The sequence below is a fragment of the Sorangium sp. So ce124 genome (assembly GCF_051525235.1).
Classification (GTDB): Bacteria; Myxococcota_A; Polyangia; order Polyangiales; family Polyangiaceae; genus Sorangium; species Sorangium atrum.
Window position 1 is genome coordinate 8,668,124 of record NZ_CP150312.1, and the last position, 25,039, is coordinate 8,693,162.

At 74.1% G+C, this 25,039-nt stretch carries 20 protein-coding genes; 12 read left to right on the forward strand and 8 right to left on the reverse strand.

Translation table 11 applies throughout. From position 1 onward, the window contains the following. Positions 1-209: 209 nt before the first annotated feature. The 3 genes from WMF19_RS32395 to WMF19_RS32405 all read right to left on the reverse strand — a co-directional run bounded on the left by WMF19_RS32395 (position 210) and on the right by WMF19_RS32405 (position 2,380). Positions 210-608, reverse strand: a complete 399-nt coding sequence (locus WMF19_RS32395) for a 6-pyruvoyl trahydropterin synthase family protein (RefSeq protein ID WP_437323747.1) — start codon at positions 606-608, stop codon at positions 210-212. A 22-nt stretch (positions 609-630) separates the two neighbouring features. Then, positions 631-1,599, reverse strand: a complete 969-nt coding sequence (locus WMF19_RS32400; RefSeq protein WP_437893912.1) for a zinc-dependent alcohol dehydrogenase — start codon at positions 1,597-1,599, stop codon at positions 631-633. Positions 1,600-1,690: 91 nt separating this feature from the next. Further along, a complete protein-coding gene (locus WMF19_RS32405; RefSeq protein ID WP_437323749.1) occupies positions 1,691-2,380 on the reverse strand; it encodes a RibD family protein in 690 nt (229 codons plus the stop codon). 370 nt (positions 2,381-2,750) lie between these two features. Between WMF19_RS32405 and WMF19_RS32410 the strand changes: the two genes are divergently transcribed. From WMF19_RS32410 to WMF19_RS32435, 6 genes are all read left to right on the forward strand, one after another. Further along, on the forward strand, positions 2,751-3,539 hold the full coding sequence (locus WMF19_RS32410) for a GH12 family glycosyl hydrolase domain-containing protein (protein WP_437893913.1): 789 nt from the start codon (positions 2,751-2,753) through the stop codon (positions 3,537-3,539). 51 nt (positions 3,540-3,590) lie between these two features. Then, positions 3,591-4,280, forward strand: coding sequence for a hypothetical protein (locus WMF19_RS32415; protein WP_437893914.1), 690 nt, complete (start codon positions 3,591-3,593; stop codon positions 4,278-4,280). 111 nt (positions 4,281-4,391) lie between these two features. Then, a complete protein-coding gene (locus WMF19_RS32420; protein ID WP_437893915.1) occupies positions 4,392-6,038 on the forward strand; it encodes a long-chain fatty acid--CoA ligase in 1,647 nt (548 codons plus the stop codon). 65 nt (positions 6,039-6,103) lie between these two features. Further along, positions 6,104-6,565, forward strand: coding sequence for a PaaI family thioesterase (locus WMF19_RS32425; protein ID WP_437323753.1), 462 nt, complete (start codon positions 6,104-6,106; stop codon positions 6,563-6,565). A 140-nt stretch (positions 6,566-6,705) separates the two neighbouring features. Continuing rightward, complete coding sequence (locus WMF19_RS32430) at positions 6,706-7,770, forward strand: 1-aminocyclopropane-1-carboxylate deaminase/D-cysteine desulfhydrase (RefSeq protein ID WP_437893916.1); 1,065 nt, start codon at positions 6,706-6,708, stop codon at positions 7,768-7,770. Between the two features lie 275 nt (positions 7,771-8,045). Further along, positions 8,046-8,906, forward strand: a complete 861-nt coding sequence (locus WMF19_RS32435; RefSeq protein ID WP_437893917.1) for a fibro-slime domain-containing protein — start codon at positions 8,046-8,048, stop codon at positions 8,904-8,906. A gap of 125 nt (positions 8,907-9,031) precedes the next feature. On the opposite strand, the gene WMF19_RS32440 is transcribed toward WMF19_RS32435, so the two are convergent. Then, positions 9,032-11,323, reverse strand: a complete 2,292-nt coding sequence (locus WMF19_RS32440; protein WP_437893918.1) for a M20/M25/M40 family metallo-hydrolase — start codon at positions 11,321-11,323, stop codon at positions 9,032-9,034. Between the two features lie 15 nt (positions 11,324-11,338). Further along, on the reverse strand, positions 11,339-13,564 hold the full coding sequence (locus tag WMF19_RS32445; protein ID WP_437893919.1) for a hypothetical protein: 2,226 nt from the start codon (positions 13,562-13,564) through the stop codon (positions 11,339-11,341). 383 nt (positions 13,565-13,947) lie between these two features. Between WMF19_RS32445 and WMF19_RS32450 the strand changes: the two genes are divergently transcribed. Next, positions 13,948-14,232, forward strand: a complete 285-nt coding sequence (locus tag WMF19_RS32450; protein ID WP_437893920.1) for a hypothetical protein — start codon at positions 13,948-13,950, stop codon at positions 14,230-14,232. Between the two features lie 34 nt (positions 14,233-14,266). On the opposite strand, the gene WMF19_RS32455 is transcribed toward WMF19_RS32450, so the two are convergent. Both WMF19_RS32455 and yedA read right to left on the reverse strand, forming a co-directional pair. Continuing rightward, positions 14,267-15,370: an SMP-30/gluconolactonase/LRE family protein gene (locus WMF19_RS32455; protein ID WP_437893921.1), complete on the reverse strand. Its 1,104-nt coding sequence runs from the start codon at positions 15,368-15,370 to the stop codon at positions 14,267-14,269. Between the two features lie 138 nt (positions 15,371-15,508). Continuing rightward, on the reverse strand, positions 15,509-16,693 hold the full coding sequence (yedA, locus tag WMF19_RS32460; protein ID WP_437893922.1) for a drug/metabolite exporter YedA: 1,185 nt from the start codon (positions 16,691-16,693) through the stop codon (positions 15,509-15,511). Between the two features lie 154 nt (positions 16,694-16,847). On the opposite strand from yedA, the gene WMF19_RS32465 reads away from it, so the two are divergent. From WMF19_RS32465 to WMF19_RS32485, 5 genes are all read left to right on the forward strand, one after another. Continuing rightward, a complete protein-coding gene (locus WMF19_RS32465; RefSeq protein ID WP_437893923.1) occupies positions 16,848-18,308 on the forward strand; it encodes a PLP-dependent aminotransferase family protein in 1,461 nt (486 codons plus the stop codon). A 106-nt stretch (positions 18,309-18,414) separates the two neighbouring features. Beyond that, positions 18,415-20,136 carry a hypothetical protein gene (locus WMF19_RS32470; RefSeq protein WP_437893924.1) on the forward strand — a complete coding sequence of 574 codons (1,722 nt, stop codon included), beginning with the start codon at positions 18,415-18,417 and terminating at the stop codon, positions 20,134-20,136. Positions 20,137-20,238: 102 nt separating this feature from the next. Next, a complete protein-coding gene (locus WMF19_RS32475; protein ID WP_437792337.1) occupies positions 20,239-20,685 on the forward strand; it encodes an Rrf2 family transcriptional regulator in 447 nt (148 codons plus the stop codon). 224 nt (positions 20,686-20,909) lie between these two features. Beyond that, on the forward strand, positions 20,910-21,236 hold the full coding sequence (gene trxA / locus WMF19_RS32480) for a thioredoxin (protein ID WP_437323763.1): 327 nt from the start codon (positions 20,910-20,912) through the stop codon (positions 21,234-21,236). Between the two features lie 430 nt (positions 21,237-21,666). Next, the gene (locus WMF19_RS32485) at positions 21,667-23,640 is read left to right on the forward strand and encodes a serine/threonine protein kinase (RefSeq protein ID WP_437893925.1); all 1,974 of its coding nucleotides are present in this window, start codon (positions 21,667-21,669) and stop codon (positions 23,638-23,640) included. A 6-nt stretch (positions 23,641-23,646) separates the two neighbouring features. Here WMF19_RS32485 and WMF19_RS32490 read toward each other — a convergent pair whose 3' ends face one another. Beyond that, entirely contained in the window at positions 23,647-25,017 is a 1,371-nt protein-coding gene (locus WMF19_RS32490) for a hypothetical protein (RefSeq protein ID WP_437893926.1), read from the reverse strand. Positions 25,018-25,039 lie beyond the last annotated feature (22 nt).

A 25,039-nucleotide genomic window follows, 5' to 3' on the forward strand; every position in this document is an offset into this window, starting at 1 on the left:
TCCCGCGCGAGCGCCGGAGCAGGCGCCGAGCAGCTGGCCGCTCGGCCTCGGACGGACAGGCGCGCGCCTCGCCGGGCTCAGGAGCGCTCGGCTCTGCCGGACGAGCGTCGCGAGCGGCCTGAGGCCGGGAGAGCACGCGAGAAAGCCAGCAGGTCCTGGAGCGGGCTCGGCCGGCCGTTCGGACGACGCAGCAGCTCGTCAGACGGAGCCTAGAGATCGCGTTCGAAGCCCGCGTAGGCCGTGGGCGACTCGCGGACGAGCACCCGCAGCGTCGCGCCCGAGCAAGGCGCCTCGTCCGCGGGCAGCTTCGCGATGTCCGCGGCGAGCAGGCCAGCCACGTGCTCGGCCACGCGCTCGGTCGTGGAGGTGCGCCCGGGGAAGGCCGGGTGCTCGTCGAGGTTCTGGTAGTCGATCGTGTCGAGCGCCCGGCGCAGCGACGCGTGCAGCGCGCCGATGTCCATCACGACGTGGTGCGGGCCGAGCGCCTTCGCGCGGATCTCGATCTCGACGGAGTACGTCGCGCCGTGCATCCGGGTCGCCGGGCCGAAGAACGGATCGGAGAAGCTGTGCGCGATCATCACGTGATCGCTGACGCCGAGGAGGAACATGGCGGTGGTGGGCCTCTACCCTCTAGGTTGCCTCTCGCGTAGCCGATCGTGCGCCGTACCGGAAGACCGTCTGTAGCCGCGCCCCGGGCTCGGCCGCGAGCTCTGCGTACACCGACGGCGCCGCGTCGAGCGGGACGGGCGGGTCCAGCAGCGCGTCGAGCGCCGGATCTTCGAGGACGGCGCGGACGAGCGCGAAGCGTCGCGCGTGGTCCCATCGGGGCGCGCGCTCCGGCGGGATGGTCGAGACCTGGCTCGCCCGCAGGCGCAGGCGCCGGCGGTGGAAGTCCGCGCCGAGCGCGACCGGGCTCGTCCGCGCCCCGTAGAACGACGCGACCGTCACCGTCGCCTCGCGCGCCGCGTGCGCGATCGCGCGGTCGAGCTCCTCCGGATGGCCGGTCGCGGCGATGACGGCGTCCGCGTCGCCGCGCGGCCGGTCGTCCTCCGGCCGGAGCGCCGCGACGGCGCCGAGCGCGAGGCCGACCTGGCGCCGCCGCTCGCTCGGCTCGACGAGCCGGACCACGGCCCCGGCGCGCCGCGCGAGCGCCACGATGAGGAGCCCGACGATCCCGCCGCCGAGCACCACCACGGCGTCCCCGAGCCCCAGCCCCGCGTCCCACACGCACGTGATCGCCGTCTCGAGGTTCGCGGCCAGCACCGCGCGCTCGGCCGGGATCGAGCGTGGCAGGCCGCGCGCCGCGCCCGGCCCGAGCAGGTGGAGATCGCCGTGGGGCGCGAGCGCGAAGACGCGGTCGCCCGGCCCGAGCGCCGCGCCGTCGCCGCGGGCGACGACCTCGCCGACCCACGCGTAGCCGTAGCGGCGCGGGTAGGTCGGCGCGCACTCAGCGTCGGGCGCGTCGAGCGACGGGTCGAACGGCGTCGGCCCCTCGCCGCGGAAGAGCAGCAGCTCCGTCCCCTGGCTCACGCCCGACGCGAGCGCGCGCGCCACGACCTCGCCAGGCCCGGGCGCGCGCGGCGGGGCCCCCGGACGCACCTCGACGAGCCCCGGCCGGACGAACCAGAGCTCGCGGGCGAGGGGCGGGGCGGCGTCGCGCGGCGCGACGGCCCCGGGCGGCGCGGGCGCGTCAGTCGGGATAACGCACCTCCCCTCGCAAGAGCACGTTGCCCCCGAGGAGCTCGACCGCCGGCTCGCGCAGGTCGATCGCCGACGCGAGCGGCGCCTCTCCCAGCGCGCCGACCGCGGGGATCGCGGTGTCGCCGAGGAAGCGCGGCGCGATCTCGACCTCCGCCCTGTCGGCGAGGCGCGCGCGCAGGAACGAGGTGAGCACGGCGCCGCCCCCCTCGACGAGCAGCCGCCGAACGCCGCGCGCGTGGAGCTCGGCCAGCGCGTGCGGCAGCGAGACGAGGCCCTGGTCGTCCGCGGGCACGACGACCACCTCTGCGCCGCGCTCCTCGAGCCGCGCCCGCGCCGCGCGCGGCGCGCGCCCCGCCGCGCCGAAGACGACAACGCGCCCGCCGGCCGGCTGCCCGCTGCCGGACGGCTGCAGCAGGCGCGCCCCTCCCGGCACGCCGAGGGCGCTCGCCAGCACCACGCGCATGGGCTGGCGCCCCTCGCACCCGCGCAGGGTCAGCAGCGGATCGTCGATCACGACGGTGCGGATCCCCACGAGCACCGCGTCGTGCTCCGCGCGCGCCCGGTGGGCGCACACCATCCCTGCGGGTGTGCTGAGCATGACGCGCTGGTCCTGGGCCGCGATGCGCCCGTCGAGCGTCTGGGCGAAGTGGAGCGTGACCCGCGGGCGCGGCAGGCTCATGGCGCGCTCGCTGGTGCGCGTCCGGCGCGAGCAAACGCGCGGGTGAGAGGGGACTTTGCCTCCGTCCCGATCCGGCAGTGGAGCCTAGGTGGCACGACGGCACTCTAGACCAGAACGTGGGAACCGGGGAGGAGCGCAAGCGCCCGGTCACTCGGTTCCGCGCTTTCTGGGGACGCGTTCGTCTCCGCAACCAACGGCCTCATCCGTCATCGAGCGACTCGGAGCATCGATGAAGATCAGCGAGGCACGGCTCGAGCGTCCCTCTGGCGACTCCAACCCTCGATGGGCGTAAAAACGATGTCGAGCGGCGCTCCCACGCGAACACGCAAAGCGTCGAGGTCGCCGGAGCGACGTCAAGTCCAGGAAGCGCGTGACGCGGGGGACCTCGCATGCGAGCAGCACAACGGCAGGGACGGGCGGCACCGCGAACCCGGGCTCCGAGCTCGGCAACGGCGCCATGGAGGGCTCCGGCAGATCGAGCGAGCGGTACGAAACGGGCCTCGTCTCGCGCGACGGCACGCCGTACGTGCTCATCACCAACGGCTGGGGCCCCGGCTTCGGCAACCACACGGTCTCGTGGGAAGGCACGTCGTTCACGGTGGAGAGCATGAGCGGCTCGGCCGGCTCGATGGGGCAACCCGCCTCGTATCCGACCGTCTTTTGCGGCCGATACTCGGTGAAGGAGGTGCCGGATTGCGGCTTGCCGGCGCCGAGCAGCTCCATCAAGAGCCTGCGCACCGGCTGGCGCTGGGCGAAAAATGGCAACGAGGGCCAGTACAACGCCGCGTACGACATCTGGATGGGCAACGGCACGCAGCTCCGCGGCTACCTCATGGTGTGGCTGCGCGATCCGACGCGCTATCAGCCCGCCGGGCAGCCGAACGCCGCGCACCAGGGCGTGACGGTCGCGAACGTCCCCGGCAAATGGAACATCTGGAACGGCATGGTGAACGGCCTGCCGATCGTGAACTGGGTGCGCGCCGAGGGGCAAGACAGCTCGGAGATCGAGTTCGACGTGATGGACTTCGTGCGCGACGCGGAGACGCGCGGCCTCAGCGTCCCCGGCGACACGGTCAACGCGGTCGCCGTCGGGTTCGAGATCTGGGAAGGCCCGATCACGAACCTGAAGAGCCTCGACTTCTACGTCGACGTGAACTGAGCGCCGCCGCTCGCTTGCCGCGCAGGCCCAGGCGCCCTATCGCGGGGCGCGATGCCCATCAGCTGGCCGGATCTCTCCTCGCGTTGCGAGCGCGCTGGCCTCCCGCTCCGCGGCGGCTTCCACCCGCGCGAGGGCGACGGCGTGCCTGCGGCAGGCGACCTCCCCGCGGGGACGCTCGCCCTTCTCGGCAACGCCGGCCCGTCGATGTGGCGCGCGTTCTCGCGCGCCCGCAAGGACGCCCCCGATCTCGCGCTCGACGACTGGACCGTCGCGGTCGTCTCCCCGCTCGCGGCGGAGCTCGGCGCGACTGCCCTGTTTCCCTTCACCGGCCCTCCCTACTGGCCGTTCCAGCGCTGGGCGCAGCAGGCCGAGGCGCTGTCCCCGTCGCCCCTCGCCATCCTCATCCACCCGCGATTCGGCCTCTGGCACGGGTACCGCGCCGCCCTCGTCTTCGCGGAGCGGCTGTCGCTCCCGCCGCGCGAGGACCTGGCGAGCCCCTGCGCCTCGTGCGCCGGCCAGCCCTGTTTGAGCGCCTGCCCCGTGTCTGCGTTCTCCCCTGGCAGCTACGATGTCGCCGCGTGCGTCGGCCACCTCCACGCCGGGCCAAACGCGACGTGCATGACGGGAGGGTGCCTGTCGCGCCGCGCCTGCCCGATCGGGCAGGAGCACATTTATCCCGACGAGCAGCGCGAGTTCCACATGCGCGCGTTCCGGCGCGCAATGTCGCGCACGGGCAGCTAGACAGAGCTAGTCTCCGTTTCGGGGGGCGGGGCCGCTGTCTCGCGGCGCCTCGAACAGCCCTCCTGACTCGACGGATCCCCGCGCCTCGCGCGGGACGAGGAGGCACCGCCCATGCTCGCCGGCCGCATGATGGATTACCCGCTCACGCTGACCCACTTCCTCGACCGGGCGCGGACGTACCACGCGCGCTGCGAGATCGTGACCCAGAACCCGGACAGGACGGTCTCCCGCTCCACGTACGCCGATCTCCACCGCCGCGCGTCGAAGCTCGCGCACGCGCTCACGCGGCTCGGCGTCCGCGCGGGCGACCGCGTCGCGACGCTCTGCTGGAACCACGCCCGGCACCTGGAGCTCTACCTCGGCGTCCCGGCCATGGGCGCGGTCCTCCACACCCTGAACCTGCGCCTCCACCCGAGCGAGCTCGGGTACATCGCCTCGCACGCCGAGGACAAGGTCGTCGTCGTCGACCGCTCGCTCCTCCCGCTCTTCCGCAAGTTCGCGCCGGAGGTCCGCAGCATCCAGCGCGTGCTGGTCCTCGACGACGACGGGCCCGTGGATCCGGCGGCGGGCGACGGGCTCGACTACGAGGCGCTGCTCGCGCCCGAGCCGGATCATTTCGACTTCCCGAGCCTGGATGAGCGCTCCGCCGCCATGCTCTGCTACACGTCGGGGACGACCGGCAACCCCAAGGGCGTGGCCTACAGCCACCGCTCGATCGTGCTCCACACGCTGGTCTCCTGCATGCACGACGCGCTCGGCTTCCGCGACCGCGACATCGTCCTTCCGGTGGTGCCCATGTTCCACGCGATGGCCTGGGGGCTGCCGTACGCGGCGATCGCCACCGGCGCGAGCCTCGTGCTCCCCGGCCCGCACCTCGACGCTTCGTCGCTGCTCGACCTCATGGCCAGGGAGCGCGTCACGTTCGCCGCGGGCGTCCCCACGATCTGGCTCGGAATCCTCGCGCTCCTCGACGAGCACCCGAAGCGCTGGGATCTCTCGTCGATGCGCGCCATGGTGATCGGCGGCTCGGCCGCGCCGCCCGCGCTCATCGACGGCTTCCGCGCGCGGCACGGGCTCGTGGTCCTCCACGCCTGGGGGATGACCGAGACCAACCCGCTCGGCACCGTCGCCCACGTCCGGAGCAGCCTTGGCCGCCTCCGCGACGACCCGGCCGCCTCGCTGCAGACGCGCGCGTCGCAGGGCTACCCGGTCCCGTTCATCGATCAGCGCCACGTCGACGCGGGCGACCGGCCGCTGCCCTGGGACGGCAGGACGATGGGCGAGCTCGAGGTGCGGGGCCCCTGGGTCGCCTCATCGTACTTCGGCGGCGAGGGCGAGGACCGCTTCACGAAGGACGGCTGGTTCAAGACCGGCGACGTCGTGACGATCGACGGCGAGGGCTACATGCGCATCGCGGATCGAACGAAGGACGTGATCAAGTCGGGCGGCGAGTGGATCAGCTCGGTCGCGCTCGAGAACGCGCTCATGAGCCACCCGGCTGTCCTGGAGGCCGCGGTGTTCGCGGCGCGCCACCCCCTCTGGGGCGAGCGCCCGCTCGCCGCGATCGTCCTGCGGCAGGGCCAGAGCGCCTCGAAAGAGCAGCTCCGCGCCCTCCTCGAGCCGCGCTTCGCGAAGTTCTGGCTCCCGGACGAGTACCTCTTCCTCGAGCGGATCCCGCGCACCTCGACCGGCAAGTTCCTCAAATCGAAGCTGCGCGAGGAGTTCGCCGATCTCCTGGAGAGGAAGGTATCCGGATGACGCGCTGACGCGCCCGGGGAGAAATCGCCGGAAGCTCCCGGCAAGGCGTGTACTACGCTGCCGCCATGGCCGAAGGGGAACCCGAGGATTTCGCCGCCGCGCTGAACACCGCGGCCATCGACGGCTGGATCAGCGCCATGGGTCTCCGGCTGATCCGCGCCACGCGCGACGAGGTGGAGGCCGAGCTCGACATCGGGCCGCAGCACCGGCAGGCCTATGGCATCGTCCACGGCGGCGTCCACGCGGGCATCGTGGAGACGCTGGCGTCGATCGGCGCCGCGCTCCACGCCCTGCCGGACGGCCGCTCGGTCGTAGGGCTCGAGAACCACACGAGCTTCCTGCGCGCGGTCCGGTCGGGGCGGCTGCGCGCCACCGCGCGCCCGCTCGACCGCGGGCGGCGCACCCAGGTGTGGGAGGGCTCTGTCTACGACGAGGAGGGCCGGCTCTGCGCCTCGGGGCGCGTGCGCCTGCTCGTCCTGGAGCCGGACGCGACGCTCGCTGGGCAGCGCGCCGGCACGCCCGGGTGATCGCCGACCGGAAGAGCGCCTGACCGCCACCTCGCCCGACCCCTGATTGCCCGATCGCCGGCTCGCCTGACCCCCGGATTGCCCGCTCGCCCGATTGCTCGCTCGCCCGATCGCCTTACACCCTTCACGAGGTCCCCTCGTTGCGCGACGCAGCCGCCCTCCGGATGATCGACGACATTCCCAGGCTCGGCTGGGTCGGCGCGCCCTCGCCGGTCACGGCGCTGCCGCGGCTCGCCTCCGCGCTGGGCATCGAGTTCCTCGGCGTCAAGCGCGACGACCTCTGCGAGCCCCTCCACGGCGGGATGAAGATGCGGAAGCTCGACTACGTGCTCGCCGCGCCCCCTTTCTCGACCGCGGCGGCGTGGTCCGCGGCCGGCGGCATCGGCTCGGGCAACGTGGCCGCGCTCGTCGCCGCGGCCCAGCGGCTCGGCCGGAGCGTGCACGCGCACCTCTTCTGGACCGACCTCTCCAGGGGCGTGCTCGACAACCTCGCGTTCACCGCCTCGGGCCCGGCCTCGATCCGCTTCTACCCGTCGCGCGCCGCGCTCGCGCTCGCGCGCCCTTCGCTCTTCCTGCCGCTCCGCGCGCGGGACGACGACGGCGCGGCGATCGTGCCGCTCGGCGCCACGTCGTCGCTCGGCATGGTGGGCGCCGCGCGCGCGGCGCTCGAGCTCGGCGCGCAGATCCGGGCCGGCGAGCTCCCCGAGCCCGCGCGCGTCTACGTGCCGCTCGGCTCCGGCGGCACCGCCGCCGGGCTCGCCGTCGGGCTCGCGCTCGGCGGCCTGCGGTCGCGGGTCGTGGCCGTCGCCGTGGTCGAGCGCCTCCTCGCCTCGCGCTTCCGCCTCCGCGCCCTCACCGCCGAGCTCCGCGCCGCGCTCGCGCAGCGGGGCGTCGCGCCCGTGCCCCCCGCGGCGCCGATCGACGTCGTGCACGGCTACCTGGGCCGCGGGTATGGCTCGCCCACGCCCGCGTCGCTCGCCGCCTGCGACGCCCTCGCCGCCGAGGGGATCTCGCTGGAGCCGGTCTACACCGGCAAGGCCATGGCCGCGCTCATGGCGCACGCGCGCGAGCGCCGGCTGGGCCCGGTGCTGTTCTGGCAAACCGCGCGGCGCGAGCCCCTGCCCCGGAGCGACGGTTTCTGCGAGCGGCTCCCGGCCGCGCTGGCGCGGCGCCTCGGCGCCCACCGCGGCGTCGGATCTCGATAAACGACCTACATCTCGGCGCCTCCCCGGCGCTCGTGCGCTGTCGCCCAGCTGCACTTTTCTCCGCTTCGGCCTCGCGCTGCGCGCTGCCAGCGCACGGCGGCAATTTTCTGGATCGCGCCGCCATTGCGACGAGATAGAATTGCTGTCTCACTTGCGTCCTCGGCGACCGCCGGAAGCGCCGCGCCCCGCGCACAAAGAACGCGCAAAACATGCGCAAACCACGCACAACGGACGCGCAGACCACGCGCGATGTCCCCCACAGAAGGAGTCTTCACATGCTTAGGCCGCTACAGTTGAACTGGTGTGCTCCGCTCGCGACAATGCTGGTGCTGGCCGGGGTCGCGTGTGGGGGCAGCACCGATGGAGCGAGCGACTCCAGCAACACCTCCGGCGCCGGCGCTGGCGCGGGCACGAGCAGCGGCGGCGACTTCGGGTCCGGCGTGTCGGCGGGCGCGGGCAACGGGAACGGCAGCAGCGGCAGCGGCGACGGGTGCAACGCGAGCCTCACGGGCATCGTGCGCGACTTCCGCGCCTACGACGGCGGCAAGGGGCACCCCGACTTCGAGACGTTCACGGGCCAGGGCCTGAAAGGCATCGTCGAGCGCGAGCTGGGCCCGGATCAGAAGCCCGTCTATGCGCACCCGGGGGGCACCGAGCACACGACCGGGCCAGACGAGTTCAACCAGTGGTACCGCGACGTCGACGGCGTGAACATGCCGATCCAGTTCACGATCACGCCCGTGGTCGGCGCCGACGGCATTGCCACCTACGAGAACCGGGCCTTCTTCCCGATCGACGAACAGGGCTTCGGGAACGAAGGGAGGCAGCACAACTACCACTTCACGTTCGAGCTCCACATGACGTTCGTGTACAACGGCGGCGAGGAGTTCAGGTTCTCCGGCGACGACGATCTCTGGGTGTTCATCAACAACCGGCTCGCCATCGATCTGGGCGGCCTCCACGGCCCGCAGGACGACAGGCTCGACCTCGACGCGATGGCGAACGAGCTGGGGATCACGCCCGGGCAGGAGTACGCACTCGACTTCTTCCACGCCGAGCGGCACACGAGCGAGTCGAACTTCACCGTCCAGTCGACGCTCGCGTTCACGAACTGCGAGCCCATCTTTGTCGACTGATCTGCTCGACTGATCTGCTCGACTGAGCTGCTCGACTGAGCTGCTCGACTGAGCTGCTCGACTGATCCGCTCGACCTATCCTGCGCAGCGAGGGCGGCGGGCCCGCTTCAGCGAGCCCGCCGGTGCTAAGGCCGGAACGACCCGCTGACGAACGTCGAATCGGCGAGGCGGTACGGCACGCCCATGAGCTCGCTGGGCCTCTGCCAGCGCACGAGCTCGCTTGGGAGCTCGTAGGTCTGGTCCATCAGCCGGATCTCGATCGGCCCGGAATCCTCGACCTCCAGCGACCACTCGATACCTCCCGACGGCAAACCCATGTAGGTGAACCCCCAGCGGACATCCGGCTTCGCGTCGGCCCCGCGCACCGGCTCCTCCACGCCCTGCCCGTCCACCTCGGCGCGGATCACCCGGTTCGGGGACGTCACCTCGGCGAACAGCCAGGGGGCTCCCCGGGATGAGGCGACGCGGAGCCGGAGCGCCCGCACGCCGTCGCGCCGCACATCACCGAGCACCGTGAGCGACGGCGCCGGGAGGGCGAGGGCCGGCGCCTCGGCCTGGCGCGTCACGCGCACGAACGGCACGGCGAACGAGGGCGCCTGCCCGCGATCGTCCGGGAAGTACGCGGCGGTCCACGGGTCGAGGTCGCGGTCGGCCGAGAGCCAGTGGGCCTTCCCGGCGGCGGCGTCGACCGCGTAGGCGAGGCTCGCCGGCCGGGGCCGCGCCTCGGTGAAGCCCGTGGTGGCGCAGGCGACGAGGAGCGCCGCGAGGCCCGGGAGGGCGAACGCGAGCGAGAGCCGCGGCGAGCGGCCGCCGCCGAGCAGCTCGGCGTGCGGCAGGAAGAGCCCGAAGACGAGCGCGACGGCGAGGGCCGGGACCGCCGACTTCGGCAGGCCCAGCGCGACGAAGAACAGGTACGGGCCGGGCACGGCGAGCGCGACCGCCGGCACCGCGGCCGCGACGAGGATCGCGGCGTCCGCGAGCGTGGGCGGGGCGTCGCCGCGCCGGATCGTCACCGCCGCGAGCCCGAGCAGGGCGAACGCGAGCGGCCAGGCGAAGTAGAAGCTCGCGCCCGGCATGAAGAGGCTCGCCGCGACGAGGAGCAACAGCCACAGGAGCAGCGCGCCGAGGGCGAGCTCGCAGGCGCCGAGGCGCCGCCGGAAGAACCGGTAGCCCGCCGCGCAGGCCGCGAGCGCGGCGAGCGCGAGCGCGAGCCGGTACGCGGGCGCGTTGTACGGCTCGAACGGCATCACCCGGAGGGCCGGGTGCACGCTGCGGAGGATCCACGCGAGCCCGCCCACGGCCGCGGCGACGCCGAGGAGCAGCGCCAGGAAGGCGAGCAGCCCCGCGGCGATCCGGCCCGGCGAAGCGGCCCGCCGCCGCACAGCGTGGAGCGCCACGCCCGCGAACAGGCAGGTGACCAGCGCGGCGATCGGGAGCGTCCAGCCGATCGGGTGCGAGACGAGGTGGGCGCCCCACGTGTTGAAGTACACAGCATCCCCGCGCCCGGGATCCCGCAGGTCGAGCGCGCCGAAGCGCCGCGCGAGCGAGAGCGCGTAGTCGCCGGCGTGCTGCACGCTCCGGAGGTCGAGGTTGCCCACGGTGTCGGACGGGGCGTGGTAGTGCGCGGCGGCGTCGCTGAAGGCGAAGTTCAGCCCGGGGATCCCGGCCCGCTTGAAGACGCTGAGATCGGTGCTGTGGCCCATGCGCCGCGCGACCTCGGGGAAGAGCGACGACGCCACCGGGTAGGCCGCGGCGCTGGCGAGCTCGCGGACGGGGAAGGCGTCGCCGGGCCCGGTGTCGAACATCGCGACCACGCCGCCGGCCCCGCGGGCGTCGAAGTTGAGCGCGATCCCCACCTCGCCGCGCAGCGGGTGCTCGTCCATGAATGCCTTGCCGCCGAGGACGCCTCCCTCCTCCGCGTCGGTGAACAGGAGCAGCACGTCGTTGCGCAGCGGGGGGCCGCTCTTCAGGGCGCGCAGCGCCTCCAGGAGCGCCGCCACCCCGCTGCCGTCGTCGGCGGCGCCCGGGCTGCCGGGCACCGAGTCGTAGTGCGCGACGAGCGCGACCGCCCGGGTGCTGTCCGCGCCCGGCAGCCGCGCCACGATGTTCTCGACGTGCGCCGCGTCGTACGGCAGGCCCCACTGCCGGCTGAGGACCGAGGCGCGCTGGACCTGGGGCTGCACGCCGAGCTTCGAGAGCTCCCCGAGCAAGTAGTCGCGCGCCCGCCGGTGGCCCGCCGAACCGGTGGGGCGCGGCTCGGCGGCGATCTGCGCGAGGTGCGCCCTGGCCCGCTCGGCCGAGAACACCTCGGGCGGCGCGCTCGCCGGGACGACGTCGGGGGGGCTCAGCTGTGCGATGCGGAGCGCGACCAGCGCGAGGAGCGCGAGGGCCGCGGCGAGGCGAGGAGACCACGCCATGGCGATCGGTCGATCTCAGCGCGCCGGCGCCGGGGGCTCTCCCTGGGCGAGGTCGTCCTCGGGCCTGCGCGCGAGGCGCGCGGCCGCGCGCCGGTAGAGCGCCATGAGCGGCGCGCGGTGCGCGGCGAGGAGCACCGTCACCCCGGCCAGCCACAGGAGCACGAGCGGCACGAGCGCCGACGAGGTCGTGTAGACGAGCACGGGGCGGAAGGCGCGCTCGCGCGTGACGAGCTCACGGCGCGCTTGAACGGACCGCTCGTAGTCCGGGAGCGACAGCGCGACCGGCGTCACCCCCTCCAGCACCGCGCCTCCAGGGGCGAGCGCGCCTCCGCCCTTGACCAGATCGTCGTCCTTCGCCCTGCGCACGGCGGCGGGCGACGGCGCCGCCGACTCGCTGTACGCGGAGTTCCAGCGCTCCGCCCTGTAGCTCCTCGCCGAGACGGCGAAGAGCCCGACCAGGAGCGCCAGGCCGCCCATGCCCAGCAGCACCACCATCGCGGCGGCGCGGCCACGGCCTCCGAGGAGCCGCCCCGCGAGCCACGCCGCCACGGCCGTCGCGATGCCGACCACGAGCGCCACGAACGTGGCGGGCGCCAGGAACCACAGGCCCGCCATGAGCAGCCCGCCCAGCGCGCGCAGCGCGCGAACGCGCCCGCGGCTCGTCGCCCCGCCGGGGCGCACGGCGATCCACGCGGCCACGAAGCCGATCGCCACCGCGAAGGCGTCGCCCGCGTCCGCGAACCACACGGGGCGGTCGCCGCCGAGCAGCGCGAGCGGCACCACGCGATCGGGCAGCCCGACCGTCAGCGCCACCTCGCTCGCGGTGAGCGGGTAGCTCGGCATCGGCAGCTCCAGGGTCCCTCCGAGCGCGTGCACCGCCGCCTGCGCCAGCGACTGCACCTGGATCGTGTGGCTCCCCGTCTGCAGCGGCACGAGGACCTCCTCCGCGGCCTTGCCCTGGTGCATGATCCGCTGGGCCTTCCCGTCGGTGGCGAGGTAGATCGGCCGCCCGCCCGGCGCGTAGGTCAGGTAATCGATGCCGTTGTTCTCGTAGGTGAGCGCGTCGTCGGCCACGAGGTCTCCGCGCTCGGTCAGGACCAGGGTGCGGCGGTGGTCGCGCACCACGGCGGCGAGGACCTCGACGCCCGAGAGCGGCTCGACCGCGACCTCGACGCGCTGCCCTCGCTGCACGAGCAGGAGCCGCGACGTCGCCTGGGTCCGCGGGATCGGCGACTCGGCGGCGTCGACCTGGCGCGCGTCGCCCTTCACGGTGAGGCGGTGCTCCGCGTCGGACTCGAACAGCCACCACTCGTAGGCGGAGCGCGGATCGGGCGAGAAGGCGCCGACCGTCGGGAGCGTGCCCGAGATCTTCATCTCCGCGGCGCGGCCCGAGGTGGGCAGCACGAGCTCCCCGCCCTCGACCCGGAAGCCGCTCGCGCCCGCGACGTCGAGCACCTTCTCCCCGAACGCGAGGGGAAGGCGCACGACGCCCAGGTCGCTGCCCGACCGCATGACGAGCCGGTACTCGAAGCCGATCTCCCGACCGACCCGCACCGCGCGCGACAGCTGGAAGACCGTGGGGCCCGCGCTCTGCGACCCCGCGCCCCCGTCGGGGGTGAAGTGGAGCGTCGCCCCGCGGAGCCCCGAGAGCTGCGCGCCCTCGGCGACGGACCCGCCGGTGATGTCGGCCTCGAACGTGTTGAGCGGACCGGCGACCAGGAGCGTGAGGTCGCCCTCGAGCCACAGGGTGCCCCGGAGCACGAAGCGGCGCGCGGCCGTCCAGAGGTAGTAGTGGTCGTCCTCGAAGCTGATCGGCGCGGCCTCGCGGCGCGACGCGGGGCGTCCATCGTCGAGCGTGGCCTCGATGCGGAGGTGCGCCGGCGGCCCGAAGAGCGGCACGGCCACGGGGCGGTCCGTGAGCACCCCGCCCGAGAGCTCGAACTGGAGCGGCCCCTCGCCCACCGCGCCGGTGATGCGCAGCCGATCGAGCGCGTAACATCGCTCCTCGCATCCCCCCGAGCCGCCGCGCTGATCGACCCAGCGAGAGAGCATCTCCAACTGTCCAGCCCACGAATCGGGCGGAGGCCCGTGCGCCTGCGCCTGCGCCGCGGCGCCCTTCGCCGCGGGCGCTGATGGCGCCGCGCCCGCGGCAGGCGCCGCCGTCGGCGCGTCAGGCGCCTGCCCCATCGAGAGCGACGGAACGGCGAGCAGCGACAGCACCACGAGAAGCCACAACAGCATTGGTGGCGTGGCCTTGTTCCAGCGCGCGAGCGACATAGGGTGACTCCCTTCCTAGACCTGCCGAGCGAACGCGATGGCCGCCGCAGCGTCCTCATCAAACAACCTAGGGAAAAACGACGGCAACAAAATCGACATGAGGCCTTGACAGTTAACGCGTCGCGTCGCAGTGTCGTGGCGTCGCGATTGTGCCTCCGACGAAGCCACAAGGTGGCTCTGTTCGCGGGCACGGCCGTGCGGCGGGGCTCCCCTCGCTCCAGTGCACATCGCGTCTTGCGAGCCCGCGAGAGCGGGCGACGCGCGGGGCACGGGGGTCAACGCTTGATTCATCATTTCTGTGCGCCCGCGGTCGTCGCGGGGGGACATAACGAAGTGGGAGGCAGACCATGAGTGAGACCCAGAGCATCACGGAGCCGAAGGCCGAGAACAGCGTGAACGGGAGCGCCGGGCACGCACAGGCGTCGGACGCCAGCGCCGGGGCGCCGGCGATCAAGCCGCCGTTCGTCGAGACGCTGCGCGAGCTGGGCACCTCCTGGGCAGGGGTGGCCATCGGTTACGGGCGGATCGCGCTGGAGGGCGCTGCGCGCGCCCTCGAGCGGTCGGCGGGGAAGCTCGGCGAGCTTCAAGAGAAGCTCAAGAAGGGCGAAGTGGCCGCGGAAGGCGCCCGCTGAGCCTCCCCTCCAGCGCGCTGCCGAGGAGCGTCCATCACGGCGCTTCTGGCGGCGCGGGGACCGGCGCGCCGGCGATGCCGACGGCAACAGCGTAGATCGAGCCGGCTGCGCCTCCGACGTAAAGGGTCCTCGCATCGAACCCCGGGCCCGCTCCGAATTGCGCATTGGCCACCCCGGTCGGGAAGCGCGCCAGGAGCTCGGCCTCCCCCAGGGCGGCGCCGCCCGCGTCGAGCCTCACCCGATAGAGCGTCCGGTTCTCGCTATCGACCGTGTAGAGGTAACCACACGTATCGAGAGCGAGCCCGTCGAGCACGGACGAAGCGACCGTCGCCACGAGCGAGGGACGTTCGCCAGGGTTGTTCAGGTCGATCCTGCGGATCTCGCCGGCAGAGGAGTTGGTGTAGAAAACCACCCGTCGCGCAGGGTCGAAGGCGATTCCGTTCGGCTCGCTCACCTCGGGGGCGCCGCTCGCGATCTCGTCGATCGTGGCATCGGGGTTGAGGCGGATCACCCGATCGCCCGCGAGGTCGGTCGCCCAGACGTTGCCCTGCGCGTCCGGAGCGAGGCCGTTCGGGTCCGTGAGGCCTGTCACGTAGTCGTCGACCCTTCCGGTCGCCGAGATCTGGACGACGGCGCCCCGGGCCGGCAGCGCCGCCACGAGGGTCCCGTCGGGCCGGTATCGGAGCCCGGGCACGGGGCCCTGGGGGCCCGGCAGTGACGCGAAGTTCGAGGTCCGGCCCGTGGCGTCGAAGCGAACGAGGTTCGACCCCTGCTTGGCGACGAGGTAGCCCCGGCCGTCGAACGCGAAGTCCTCGCTGCCGCTGAACACGGCCGTGACCAGCGCCGGCTCGAAGGGGCCGGGCGCGAGTGCCGCGCACTCGCCGCTCGGCCCCGCGCCCGCGCCCGCGCCCGCGCCCGCGCCGACCGCCGCCCCGCCGCCTTCGCCGGCGCCCACCGCCGCGCCGCCGCCCTCCCCGGTGCTCGTGGCCGCGCCGCCGCCTTCGCCGCCGCCTGCGCTCGCGCCCGACGTCGCGCTCGCCCCGTTGCTCGACGCAGCGCCGACGTGGCCGCCGCTGCACGCCGACGGCGCCCCGGACAGGAGCAGCGCCCAGCCGAGCAGCCGGTACCCTCGCTTCATCTACCTCGCCTCCTCGCTGCGCACACTACACGCCGCCCCCCGCATTGCCTACGGTCGACGGCGCGCGCGCGGGGCGCGAAGGCGGCCGGCGCGACGCGCCGTCGGAGCGGGGCGGGGTGGTCCGAGAGCGCAGCGCGCCTAGCGCCGCGAGACGATGACGACGCCGGCGCCGACGATGGCCGCGGCGGCCCAGGTCGTCGCGGAGGCCCGCTCGCCGCCGAGCAGGACGCCGAGCGCGATGGCGACGATCGGGTTCACGTACGCGTAGCTCGTCGCGATCGCCGGGCGCGTGCTCCGGAGCAGGTACGTGTACGCGCTGAGGGCCACGATCGATCCGAACACCGCCAGATAGGCGAGCGCGAGGAGCGACCGCGACGAGGGCGCCGCCGCGAGGTGCTCACCCGAGAGCGCGCTCACCCCGAGCATCACCGCGCCGCCCGCGAGCATCTCCGCCGCGACAGCCATCGACCCTTCCGGGAGCGGCAGCGAGCGGCTGTACAGCGAGCCGAGCGCCCACGACACGGGGGCCAGCAAGATGAGCAGGGCCCCGGCGTGCGCCGCGTGCAGATCGCCGCCGAGGTGGAGCAGCGCCGCGCCCGCGAACCCGACGAGGAGCCCGATCCACTCGCGCCGGGAGACCTCCGGGGCGCCGGCGGGCGCGCCGCCGGCGGCGCCCCGGCCCCGCGCGGTGGCGAAGAGCGCCAGCCAGAGCGGCATCGTGGACACCACGACCGCGGCGACGCCCGAGCTCACCCACTGCTGCGAGACGACGACGAACCCGTTGCCGAAGACGAGCAGCAGCACCCCGACCCGCGCCGCCGCGCCCCACTGCCGCAGCGTCGGGCGAGGGGCGCCGCGCAGCCGGAGCACGCCGTACAGCAGCGCGCCCGCCGTCATGAAGCGCGTCCCGGCCAGCAGGAAGGGCGGCAGCGTCTCGAGCGCGACCGAGACCGCCAGGTACGTCGAGCCCCAGATCACGTACAGCGCGAGGAGCGAGAGCAGCACCAGCCAGCTCCCCCGCGCCCTCGCCAGCACGGCGCGCGCCGTCTTCGCTGCCTCGCCCCTCGCCACCGCGATCTGCGCCGGCTCGAGCGCCTCCACCACGAGGAGCCCGCGCCCCTCGCCTCCATAGCTGGCGCCGGCCTCCAGCACCACGTCCTCCGGCTCCCCCTCGCGGGTGATCCAGACCGCGCCTGCGGTACAGCTCAGGCGCAGCGGGCCGCCCCGCAGGCGGTGCGTCCACAGGCCCCCCTTCCCCAGATCGATCCGCGACGCCTCCAGGAGGCGCGATGGCGGCTCCGAAACAAGTGAGGTCAATTTCATGGCCTGAAGGGTGGGGTCAAGCGAGCGACCGGTACAGAGGCAGTCGGTCGGTAATTGAGGCCGGTACAGTTTTCGGAACAGGCGACTGTGCTGGTCCTCACGCCCGGCAGCTGTACCGGTACCGCAGCGCCCGCCCGGCTGTACACTTCGTCTCGTGCAGGTGCAGGCGCCCATCGAAGCGGAAGCAGATGACGAGGCCCACCTCTACGACCGCGTGGCCGCGCACATCGCGGATCTGATCGCGCGCGGCACGCTGCGGCCGGGCGACCGGATCCCGTCGGTGCGGCGGCTCAGCCGGCAGCAGGGGGTCAGCGTCGCGACGGTGCTGCAGGCGTACATGCAGCTCGAGAACCGCGGGCTCATCGAGGCGCGCCCGCAGTCGGGGCACTACGTCCGCGCCCGCCGGGGCACGGCGCTGCCCGAGCCCCGGGCCGCGCGCGCCTGCACCACCGCCACGCGGGTCAGCGTGAAGAGCCTCGTCTCCAAGGTCTACCGGGCGTGTCGGGACCCGCACATCGTCCCGTTCGGCGCCGCGTGCCCGAGCCCGGAGCTCCTGCCGACCGACAAGCTGAACCGGATCCTCAGCGCGATCGCGCGGAGCGCGGGCGGCGCCGGCGTCTCGTACGATCCGCCGCCCGGCCTGCCGGCGCTGCGGCGGCAGATCGCCCGGCGCTCGGTCGAGTGGGGCGTCGTGCTCTCCCCCGACGACATCGTGACGACGGTCGGCGCCATGGAGGCGCTCCACCTCTGCTTGCGCGCGGTCGCCCGCCGGGGCGACACGGTCGCGCTGGAGTCGCCCGCGTACTACGGGCTCCTCCAGCTCATCGAGAGCCTCGGCATCAAGGCGCTCGAGGTCCCCTCGCACCCCCGCACCGGCATGGACCTCGACGTCCTCGAGGAGATGCTGGCCCGCCACCGCATCAAGGCGTGCCTCGCGATCCCGAACTTCAACAACCCCCTCGGCAGCGCCATGCCCGACGAGGCGAAGGAGCGCCTCGTCGCGATGCTCGCGCGCCGCGAGGTGCCGCTCATCGAGGACGACATCTACGGCGACCTGCACTTCGGCGACGTCCGCCCCCGCCCCGCCAAGGCGTTCGACAAGAAGGGGCTCGTGATGCTCTGCTCGTCGTTCACGAAGACGGTGGCGCCGGGCTACCGGGTCGGCTGGACGGCGCCCGGCCGCTTCCTCGACGAGGTCGAGCAGCTCAAGTTCGCGCAGAGCGTGGCGACCGCGACGCTGCCGCAGATGGCCATCGCCGAGTTCCTCGAGATCGGCGGGTACGATCACCACCTGCGGACGCTCCGGCGCCGCCTGGCCGCCCAGGTCGCGCGCATGAGCGAGGCGATCGCCGAGCACTTCCCGCCCGGCACCCGCATCTCACGCCCCGCCGGCGGCTTCGTGCTCTGGGTCGAGCTGCCGCCCGGCACGAGCGCGCTCGACGTGAACGAGCGCGCGCTCGAGCACGGCATCAGCGTCGCGCCGGGGCCGATCTTCTCGGCCAAGCACCGTTTCTCGAACTACATCCGGGTGAACTGCGGCTACCCGTTCACGGAGCTCAGCGAGCACGCGGTCCGGACGCTCGGACGGATCTGCGCCGAGGCCGCCGAGGAATGACGCGGTGGACGGCCGCGGCCACGGCCGGCGCGCCCTGGATGCCGTACCCGCGCTGAAGTAGAACTTTCTCTCTCGATCGAGCGCCCGCCCCGACGAGCCCACGCCCTTGCGCCCCCGACATCCCGCGTCCCTTCCTTCGCCCGCGCCCCTGCCGACGCCCGCCCGCGCCGCCTGGGCGCTCGCGGCCTCGCTCGCTGTCCTGCCCGCGTGCCGCGCCGGGGCGAGCGCCTCCCAGGGCGCGCCGGCGCCGGAGACGCTCCGCGCGCTGCCCGATCGAATCGACGGCAGCACCCTCCTCGGCGCGGACGCGCAGCGCGCAGCGCAGGCGGGCGCGAGCGCGCTCCGGGTGATCGGCGCGGACATGGCGTCCGACGGCGATCGGCTCGGCGCCTTCGTCGAGGTGCCCGCCGGCGAGTGCATGCTCGCGATGGCGCGGGTCTCGCCGACGATCAGCGACGTCGACCTGTTCGCCTTCGAGGACGACGGCAGCGCCTTCTCCACCGACGAGGCCGCCGACGCGCGCGCCTCCATCCTCGTCTGCCCGCCGCACCCGCGGAGGCTCTATGTCATGGCGCGCGTGATGTCGGGCGCCGGGGCGGTGAGCGTCGGCGTGCAGAGCGTCCCGGTCAAGGTGGCCGACGCGGTCGCCCGCGCCGTCGACGCGCGCGGCAGGTCCGGCGACGAGAGCGGGCGCCTCGAGTCGTGGCCCGGCCTGGAGGCGAAGATCAGGGCGCGCCGCGCCGCCGTCGGCGCGCGCTGGGACGACGTCCGGCGCGTCGCGCTGCCCGTCGGCTCCAGGACCGCGAGCCGTATCGGGGCCACCCTCGACGGCGGCCGCTGCCTCGACGTGCTCGTCTCCCCGAGCGACGAGGTCGCCTCGCTCGAGGTGGTCGCGGAGGACGAGACCGGCAGGGTCGTCGCGCGCGCGCGCGAGCGAGGCCAGGATCGCTCGCTGCTCCTCTGCTCTGCGGTCTCCGTCGAGCTCTCGATCGCGATCCGCTCGCGCGGCACGCAGGGCCTCGTGGCCGTGGTCGTGGGCCGCTCGCAGCCGGGCGCCGAGGCGGAGATCTCCGGCGCCACGCCGATCGAGCGCGTGACCGAGGGCCGCGACCTCGCCGAGGCGCGGGCGGACCACGGCCGCGCGCTCGCCGGCCGGGGCTACGGCGCGCCGCGCGTGTCGACCGGGGCCGCGCGGCTCGGCAGCCGGACGACGCTGCCGATCGAGCTGCCGGCCGGCTGCGCCCGGATCGACGTGCTGGCCGGCAAGCCGCTCGCCGACGTGCTCGCGGAGCTCTGGAGCGAGGGCCACGCCCTCCTCGGCCGCGCCCGGGGCGGCGCCCGGGCGACGCTCTTCACCTGCGGGCGCGGCGGCCCCGCCCGTGTCGACGTCGAGTCGATGGCGCAGCCCGGCCCGTTCGCCGTGGAGGTCCGCAAGGAGCCCGAGGCCCCGCCGGCGCTCGTCGCCCATCCGCTCGCCGCCGCGAGGCTGCTCGGGCGCATGAGCGCCGCCGGCCCCGCCGACGCCGCGGGGGCGGCCGGCGCGCAGGCGGTGGCGCTCGACGCCGCGCGCCTCAAGATCCTCCCGCTCGCGATCCCGGCCAACACGTGCGCCGAGGTGATCGCGGCGCTCGACGCCGACGGCGCGGGCGTCGATCTGCGGCTCGTCGACACCTCGACGGGGGAGAGCTCGCTCGCCAGGGCGCGGCACGTCGTGTCCGACAGCCGCTGCGCCGGCCCGGCGGCCATCCCCGCGTCGATCGAGCTGCGCCTCGCGGACGGCAAGGGAGACGCCCTCGTGCTGATCCGCACGTCGCCCAGGTCGCGCTGAACGAGCAGGCGCGAGCGCGCGAGCGCGCGAACGCTCGACCGCCCGCCGCGCCTTGACAGCGGAGCCCCCGGAGCCCTCAGATAACGGCCGAGGGGCCGTTCGATGTCCTCGGGTCGCTTCGCCATCGCCACGCACGCCCTCGCGCTGCTCGCCCAGTCCGACGAGAGCTGCGCGAGCGACGCGCTGTCGGCGAGCATCAACACGAACCCGGCCTTCCTGCGGCGCATCCTCGCGCGGCTGTCGCAGGCCGGGCTCATCGAGGCGCGGGAGGGCCGCTCGGGCGGCTATCGCCTGGCGAGGCCGGCGAAGAAGATCCGGCTGAGCGAGGTGTACGCCGCCGTCGAGCCGGAAGGCGCCATCGCGCCGAGCCCGTGCGAGCCGAACGCGAGGTGCCCGATCGGGTCGGGGATCCAGCGGGCGTTCGATGAGGTCGCGGAGGCGGCCAACGCAGGGCTGCTGCGCGGCCTCGCGCAGAAGACCGTCGCGGACATCGCGCTCCGGGCGCAGCACCTCGGCCGCCCAGCGTCTGCGTCGGTCAAGGCCGGCTGATCTCTCGGGCGCCTGGCCGCGCGGCGACGCCGCGCCCGGCCCCCTGCCGCGGACGCACGCGACGGCGCCACGCCTGTGGGCGGCCAGGCCTCGCCCCTGGCAGAAACTGAAACCGTGCATATAACAGTTGGAGCGAGCGTGGCTGTCGAGGATCGGGCCGGCATCGCGCCGGCGCATCGCAGCCAGGTCCCGCTCAATCCAGAGAAGACCGAAAGGACAGCGCCATGGGCAGCAGCAGCAATGTCATCGAAGTCAACGACCAGAATTTCGCTCAGGAGGTCCTGCAGACGGACACGCCGGTGCTCGTGGACTTCTCGGCATCGTGGTGCGCCCCCTGCAAGCGGCTCGCGCCGATCGTCGATGAGATCGCCGCCGAGACGGCGGGCCAGGTCAAGGTAGTCAAGCTCGACGTCGACGAGTCGCCCGCGGCCGCGCAGCGCTTCGGCATCCGCGGTCTGCCGACGGTGGTCGCCTTCCAGAAGGGCGAGCCCGTCGGGCGGCACATCGGCCTCACGAACAAGAAGACGCTGCTCGCGCTCCTCGGACGTTGAGCACGTCGAGCACGCCGAGGGCATCGAGCGCGCCGAGCGCCTCGCGCGCATCGAGCCTCCGCCGGCGATCGCCCGCGCGGTGACGCGCCCCACATCGCGCACCCCGCGCGACGGAGACGCCACCACAGCTCGCGCCAGGACCGCTGGACACCCGACATCGACCTTCATTTCGCGAGCGGCCCCCGCCTTCACCCCGGTCGCACGGGATGTGCGCGGCGCGCGGCCGTCGCATTGCGCGTCGGCCGTCTTCTACGGACGCAGCATCCCGTTGACACGACCACCCGATACGAGATTTTCTCGTCCGAGGAAGCCCAGCACTCCGCAACGCCGCTCGCTGCCGCCTGTCGAGGCGGTCGAGGGTCGCCACGCGGAGCCCTGCCGGTGTGGGTTTTTCTGGCACGGCGCGACCGAGCCTGGCTTCCCGGACGCCATGGCCCTGTTCGACGACGATTTCGAGACGCTCGAGCAGCTCCCCGAGATGCGAAAATCTCGCGGGAAGGGCGGAGATTCGCACGGCCAGAGCCCCACCCCCGTGAGCCTCGGGCGCGCCCGCGCGGAGCTCACGGATCTGTCCAGCGACGGTCCCCGCTACGAGATGCGGTCGCTGCTCGGCGTCGGGGGGATGGGCGAGGTCCACTTCTGCAGGGACCGCCGCATCGGCCGCGACGTGGCCATGAAGGTCATCCGCGCCGAGCACCAGGGCGACACGACGCTGCGCCACCGGTTCCTCCGCGAGGCCCGGGTGCAGGGCCAGCTCGAGCACCCGTCGATCGTGCCCGTCTACGACCTCGGCGTGGACAGCAAGGGCTCGGCGTACTTCACGATGAAGCGCCTCCGTGGCCTCACGCTGGCGAGGATCCTGAACGAGCTCCGCGAGGGCGACGCGACGGCGCTCCAGAGCTTCTCGCGCCGCAGGCTGCTCACCGCCTTCTCGTCGGTCTGCATCGCCGTCGATTTCGCGCACTCGCGCGGCGTGCTCCACCGCGACCTCAAGCCCGCCAACATCATGCTCGGCGATTTCGGCGAGGTGTACCTGCTCGACTGGGGCGTCGCGAAGCTCATCGACACGCCGCTCCAGACCATCGACATGGGCGAAGATCCCATGAGCACGCGGACCATCCCGGGCGACGTGCTCGGGACCCTGGGGTACATGTCGCCGGAGCAGGCGCAGGGGTGCGTCGACACGCTCGACGTGCGCAGCGACGTCTACTCGCTCGGCGCGATCCTCTTCGAGCTCCTCACGCTCAAGCCGCTGCACCCGAAGAAGGACCGCACCGAGATGCTCGACTCGCTCATCCACGGCGCCGACGCGCGGGCGTCGGTGCGCGCGCCCGAGCGCGAGGTGCCGCCGGAGCTCGACGCGATCTGCGTGACGGCGACGCGGCGCGAGCCCTCCGAGCGCTACCCGTCCGCCCGCGCGCTCTACGAGGCGGTCGAGCGGTTCCTCGACGGCGACAAGGACGTGGAGCTCCGCCGCGACCTCGCGGCGCGGCACGCGGGGCTGGCCGAGGAGCGCGTGACGGAGGCGCTCGCCGGCGGCAAGGAAGCCGAGGGCGCCCGGAAGGCGCTGCTCAGCGAGGTCGGCCAGGCGCTCGCCTTCGATCCGTCCAACGAGCGCGCCCTGGAGACGCTCCGGCGCGTCCTGACCGAGCCGCCGCGCGAGATGCCGGCGGAGGTGCTCGCCGAGCTGGACGCGGCCGCGGCGGCGCGGCACCGGCTGCAGCTGCGCGCGGGCATGCGCGCCGAGCTGCTCGCGACGGCGATCGCGACGCTGGTCGCCGCCGTGTGGCTGGGCATCCGGGAGTGGCAGGTCTTCGCCTTCATCCTGGGCTTCACCGCCCTCGCGGCGCTGATGAAGTTCCTCGCCGCGCGCGTCGTCCACCGCCCCTCCGCGGAGTGGTACGCCTACGCCGGCTTCGTCTTCAACGTGCTCAGCTTCCTGTGCATCGGCCGCGGCTTCGGCCCGCTGCTCTTCATGCCGATGCTGCTCGTCATCCTCACGTACGGCAACTCGTTCACGTACCGGACGGCCTACCGCTTCGCCGTCGTCGTGACCAGCTGCGTCGCTGTGCTGGCCGCCGCGTGGATCGAGTACTCCGGCGTCCTGCCCCGCTCGTACGAGTTCGCGGGCGGCGCGATGGTCATCCTGCCCCAGGCCGTCGAGCACTCGAAGATCGCGACGATGACGGCGCTGACGCTGACGACCCTGTTCATGCTGGTCGTGCCGGCGTTCATGATGGGCCAGCACCAGCACGCGCTGCGCGCCGCGGAGCGACGCGCGTTCCTGCAGGCCTGGCAGCTCCGCCAGCTGCTGCCGGAGCGGGCCCAGCCCGGCGCCGTGACCAACCCGGGCCCGGAGCAGGCCCCGCGCCGCCGCCCGAGGCGCCCCGGCGCCCCGGCGTGAGCGGGGTCAGTCCATCGGCCAGACAGCGACGACCCAGACCGGCGAGCCGCCGCGCGCGGACACGCGGAGGGCGGCGCTCTCCTCGATCTCGGAGCAGAACGCGACGCCGGCGCTCTCGCCGTTCTCGCCGGCGTCGTCGCGCCCGGCGCGGTCGCCGACCTCGACGGAGATCCGGAGCGCGCGCAGCTCGCCCCGGGCCAGCGCCGCCCCCGCGAAGTAGCAGCGGCCCGGCTCGACCTGGACCGGGACGAGCGTGTCGCCCTGCGCGCCGATCGCCTCGGCGATCGCCTGCGCTCGCGGCGCGGGCGCGTGGCGGCGGCGCAGCGCGGCGGCCAGGTTGCCGCGGGCGCGCGCGCCGAAGTGCCCCGGCACGAACGCGGACATCGGCCACTGCGCGTCGGACAGCACGACCTTCACCGGCCCCGCGGCCCCGAGGAAAGGCACCTCGACGACCCCCTGCTCGCCCAGACAGAAGTCGAGCCGCGCGTCAGGCGCGTCGGACCTGTCGCGATCGAGCACCCTGCCCGTGGTCTCCTCGCGCGCCTCGGCGTCGAGGTCGGTCGCGCGGCGCAACGTGGCGCTCGGCACCTCGGCCATCAGGTCGAGGCGGTGGCAGCCCTCGGGGAGCCTGACCGAGAACTGCCCCGTCCCGAGCGACGAGGCGCGCATGTCGGTCGGAGCGACGCGCGGCGCCCCTTCCGCCTGCGCGCGACGCGCGGCCCGCGCGACCCGGGCGTCGAGCGGCCCCGGCTCGGAGGGCCGCCCAGGGTCGCCGCGCGGCGCGACGGGCCCGGACGCGCGCTCCGGCAGGATGGCCTCGACGCGCTCCAGCGGCGCGCTCGACGCGGCGACGACGACATCGAACGCGCTGCGCGTCGACAGCACCTCGACCGCCAAGCTGCGCAGCCCCTCGCGCTCGGCCCCGCACAGCGTGATCGCCGCGACCCCGGTGACGCTGGGGACGCGGCGGTCGTCCTCGGGCTCCGCGCCGCGCAGCCGGTGGATGAGGCCCTCGAGGGCGGGGACGCCGCCCGACGGCCCCTCCGGCGAGAGCGTGAACTCCGCCGTGCGAGGCGCGAGGAACGCGGCGGTGAGGCACTCGTCCGCCGCCGCGCCGGCCGCGCCTGCGACGCGGGCCGGGCCGGCGGGCGGATCGATCGCCACGACTCGGGCGCGGCCGTGCTCGAGGAAGATGGGGGGGAGGCGCGCGACGCGCGCGCCCGAGAGCGACCACATCCGCGCGACGCGCGCGGCATCGTCGCTGAGATCCGCGCGCGCCGGCGTCCCCGCGGAGACGCCAGCGAGCGCGGCGAGGAGCGAGAGGACCGCGGCGCGCGCCGCGCGCGCCACGTGAGGGGCCGCGCGGCCCCGCTCCATGGCGCCGCCCGCCGCGGCCCTC

What these genes read in the sequence shown, in the direction of transcription:
- WMF19_RS32395 (WP_437323747.1), bottom strand. Translation starts at nt 608, where the DNA reads ATGTTCCTCCTCGGCGTCAGCGATCACGTGATGATCGCGCACAGCTTC.
- WMF19_RS32405 (WP_437323749.1), bottom strand. Translation starts at nt 2,380, where the DNA reads ATGAGCCTGCCGCGCCCGCGGGTCACGCTCCACTTCGCCCAGACGCTC.
- WMF19_RS32415 (WP_437893914.1), top strand. Translation starts at nt 3,591, where the DNA reads ATGCCCATCAGCTGGCCGGATCTCTCCTCGCGTTGCGAGCGCGCTGGC.
- WMF19_RS32420 (WP_437893915.1), top strand. Translation starts at nt 4,392, where the DNA reads ATGCTCGCCGGCCGCATGATGGATTACCCGCTCACGCTGACCCACTTC.
- WMF19_RS32425 (WP_437323753.1), top strand. Translation starts at nt 6,104, where the DNA reads ATGGCCGAAGGGGAACCCGAGGATTTCGCCGCCGCGCTGAACACCGCG.
- WMF19_RS32435 (WP_437893917.1), top strand. Translation starts at nt 8,046, where the DNA reads ATGCTTAGGCCGCTACAGTTGAACTGGTGTGCTCCGCTCGCGACAATG.
- WMF19_RS32440 (WP_437893918.1), bottom strand. Translation starts at nt 11,323, where the DNA reads ATGGCGTGGTCTCCTCGCCTCGCCGCGGCCCTCGCGCTCCTCGCGCTG.
- WMF19_RS32445 (WP_437893919.1), bottom strand. Translation starts at nt 13,564, where the DNA reads ATGCTGTTGTGGCTTCTCGTGGTGCTGTCGCTGCTCGCCGTTCCGTCG.
- WMF19_RS32450 (WP_437893920.1), top strand. Translation starts at nt 13,948, where the DNA reads ATGAGTGAGACCCAGAGCATCACGGAGCCGAAGGCCGAGAACAGCGTG.
- WMF19_RS32455 (WP_437893921.1), bottom strand. Translation starts at nt 15,370, where the DNA reads ATGAAGCGAGGGTACCGGCTGCTCGGCTGGGCGCTGCTCCTGTCCGGG.
- yedA (WP_437893922.1), bottom strand. Translation starts at nt 16,693, where the DNA reads ATGAAATTGACCTCACTTGTTTCGGAGCCGCCATCGCGCCTCCTGGAG.
- WMF19_RS32475 (WP_437792337.1), top strand. Translation starts at nt 20,239, where the DNA reads ATGTCCTCGGGTCGCTTCGCCATCGCCACGCACGCCCTCGCGCTGCTC.
- trxA (WP_437323763.1), top strand. Translation starts at nt 20,910, where the DNA reads ATGGGCAGCAGCAGCAATGTCATCGAAGTCAACGACCAGAATTTCGCT.
- WMF19_RS32485 (WP_437893925.1), top strand. Translation starts at nt 21,667, where the DNA reads ATGGCCCTGTTCGACGACGATTTCGAGACGCTCGAGCAGCTCCCCGAG.
- WMF19_RS32490 (WP_437893926.1), bottom strand. Translation starts at nt 25,017, where the DNA reads ATGGAGCGGGGCCGCGCGGCCCCTCACGTGGCGCGCGCGGCGCGCGCC.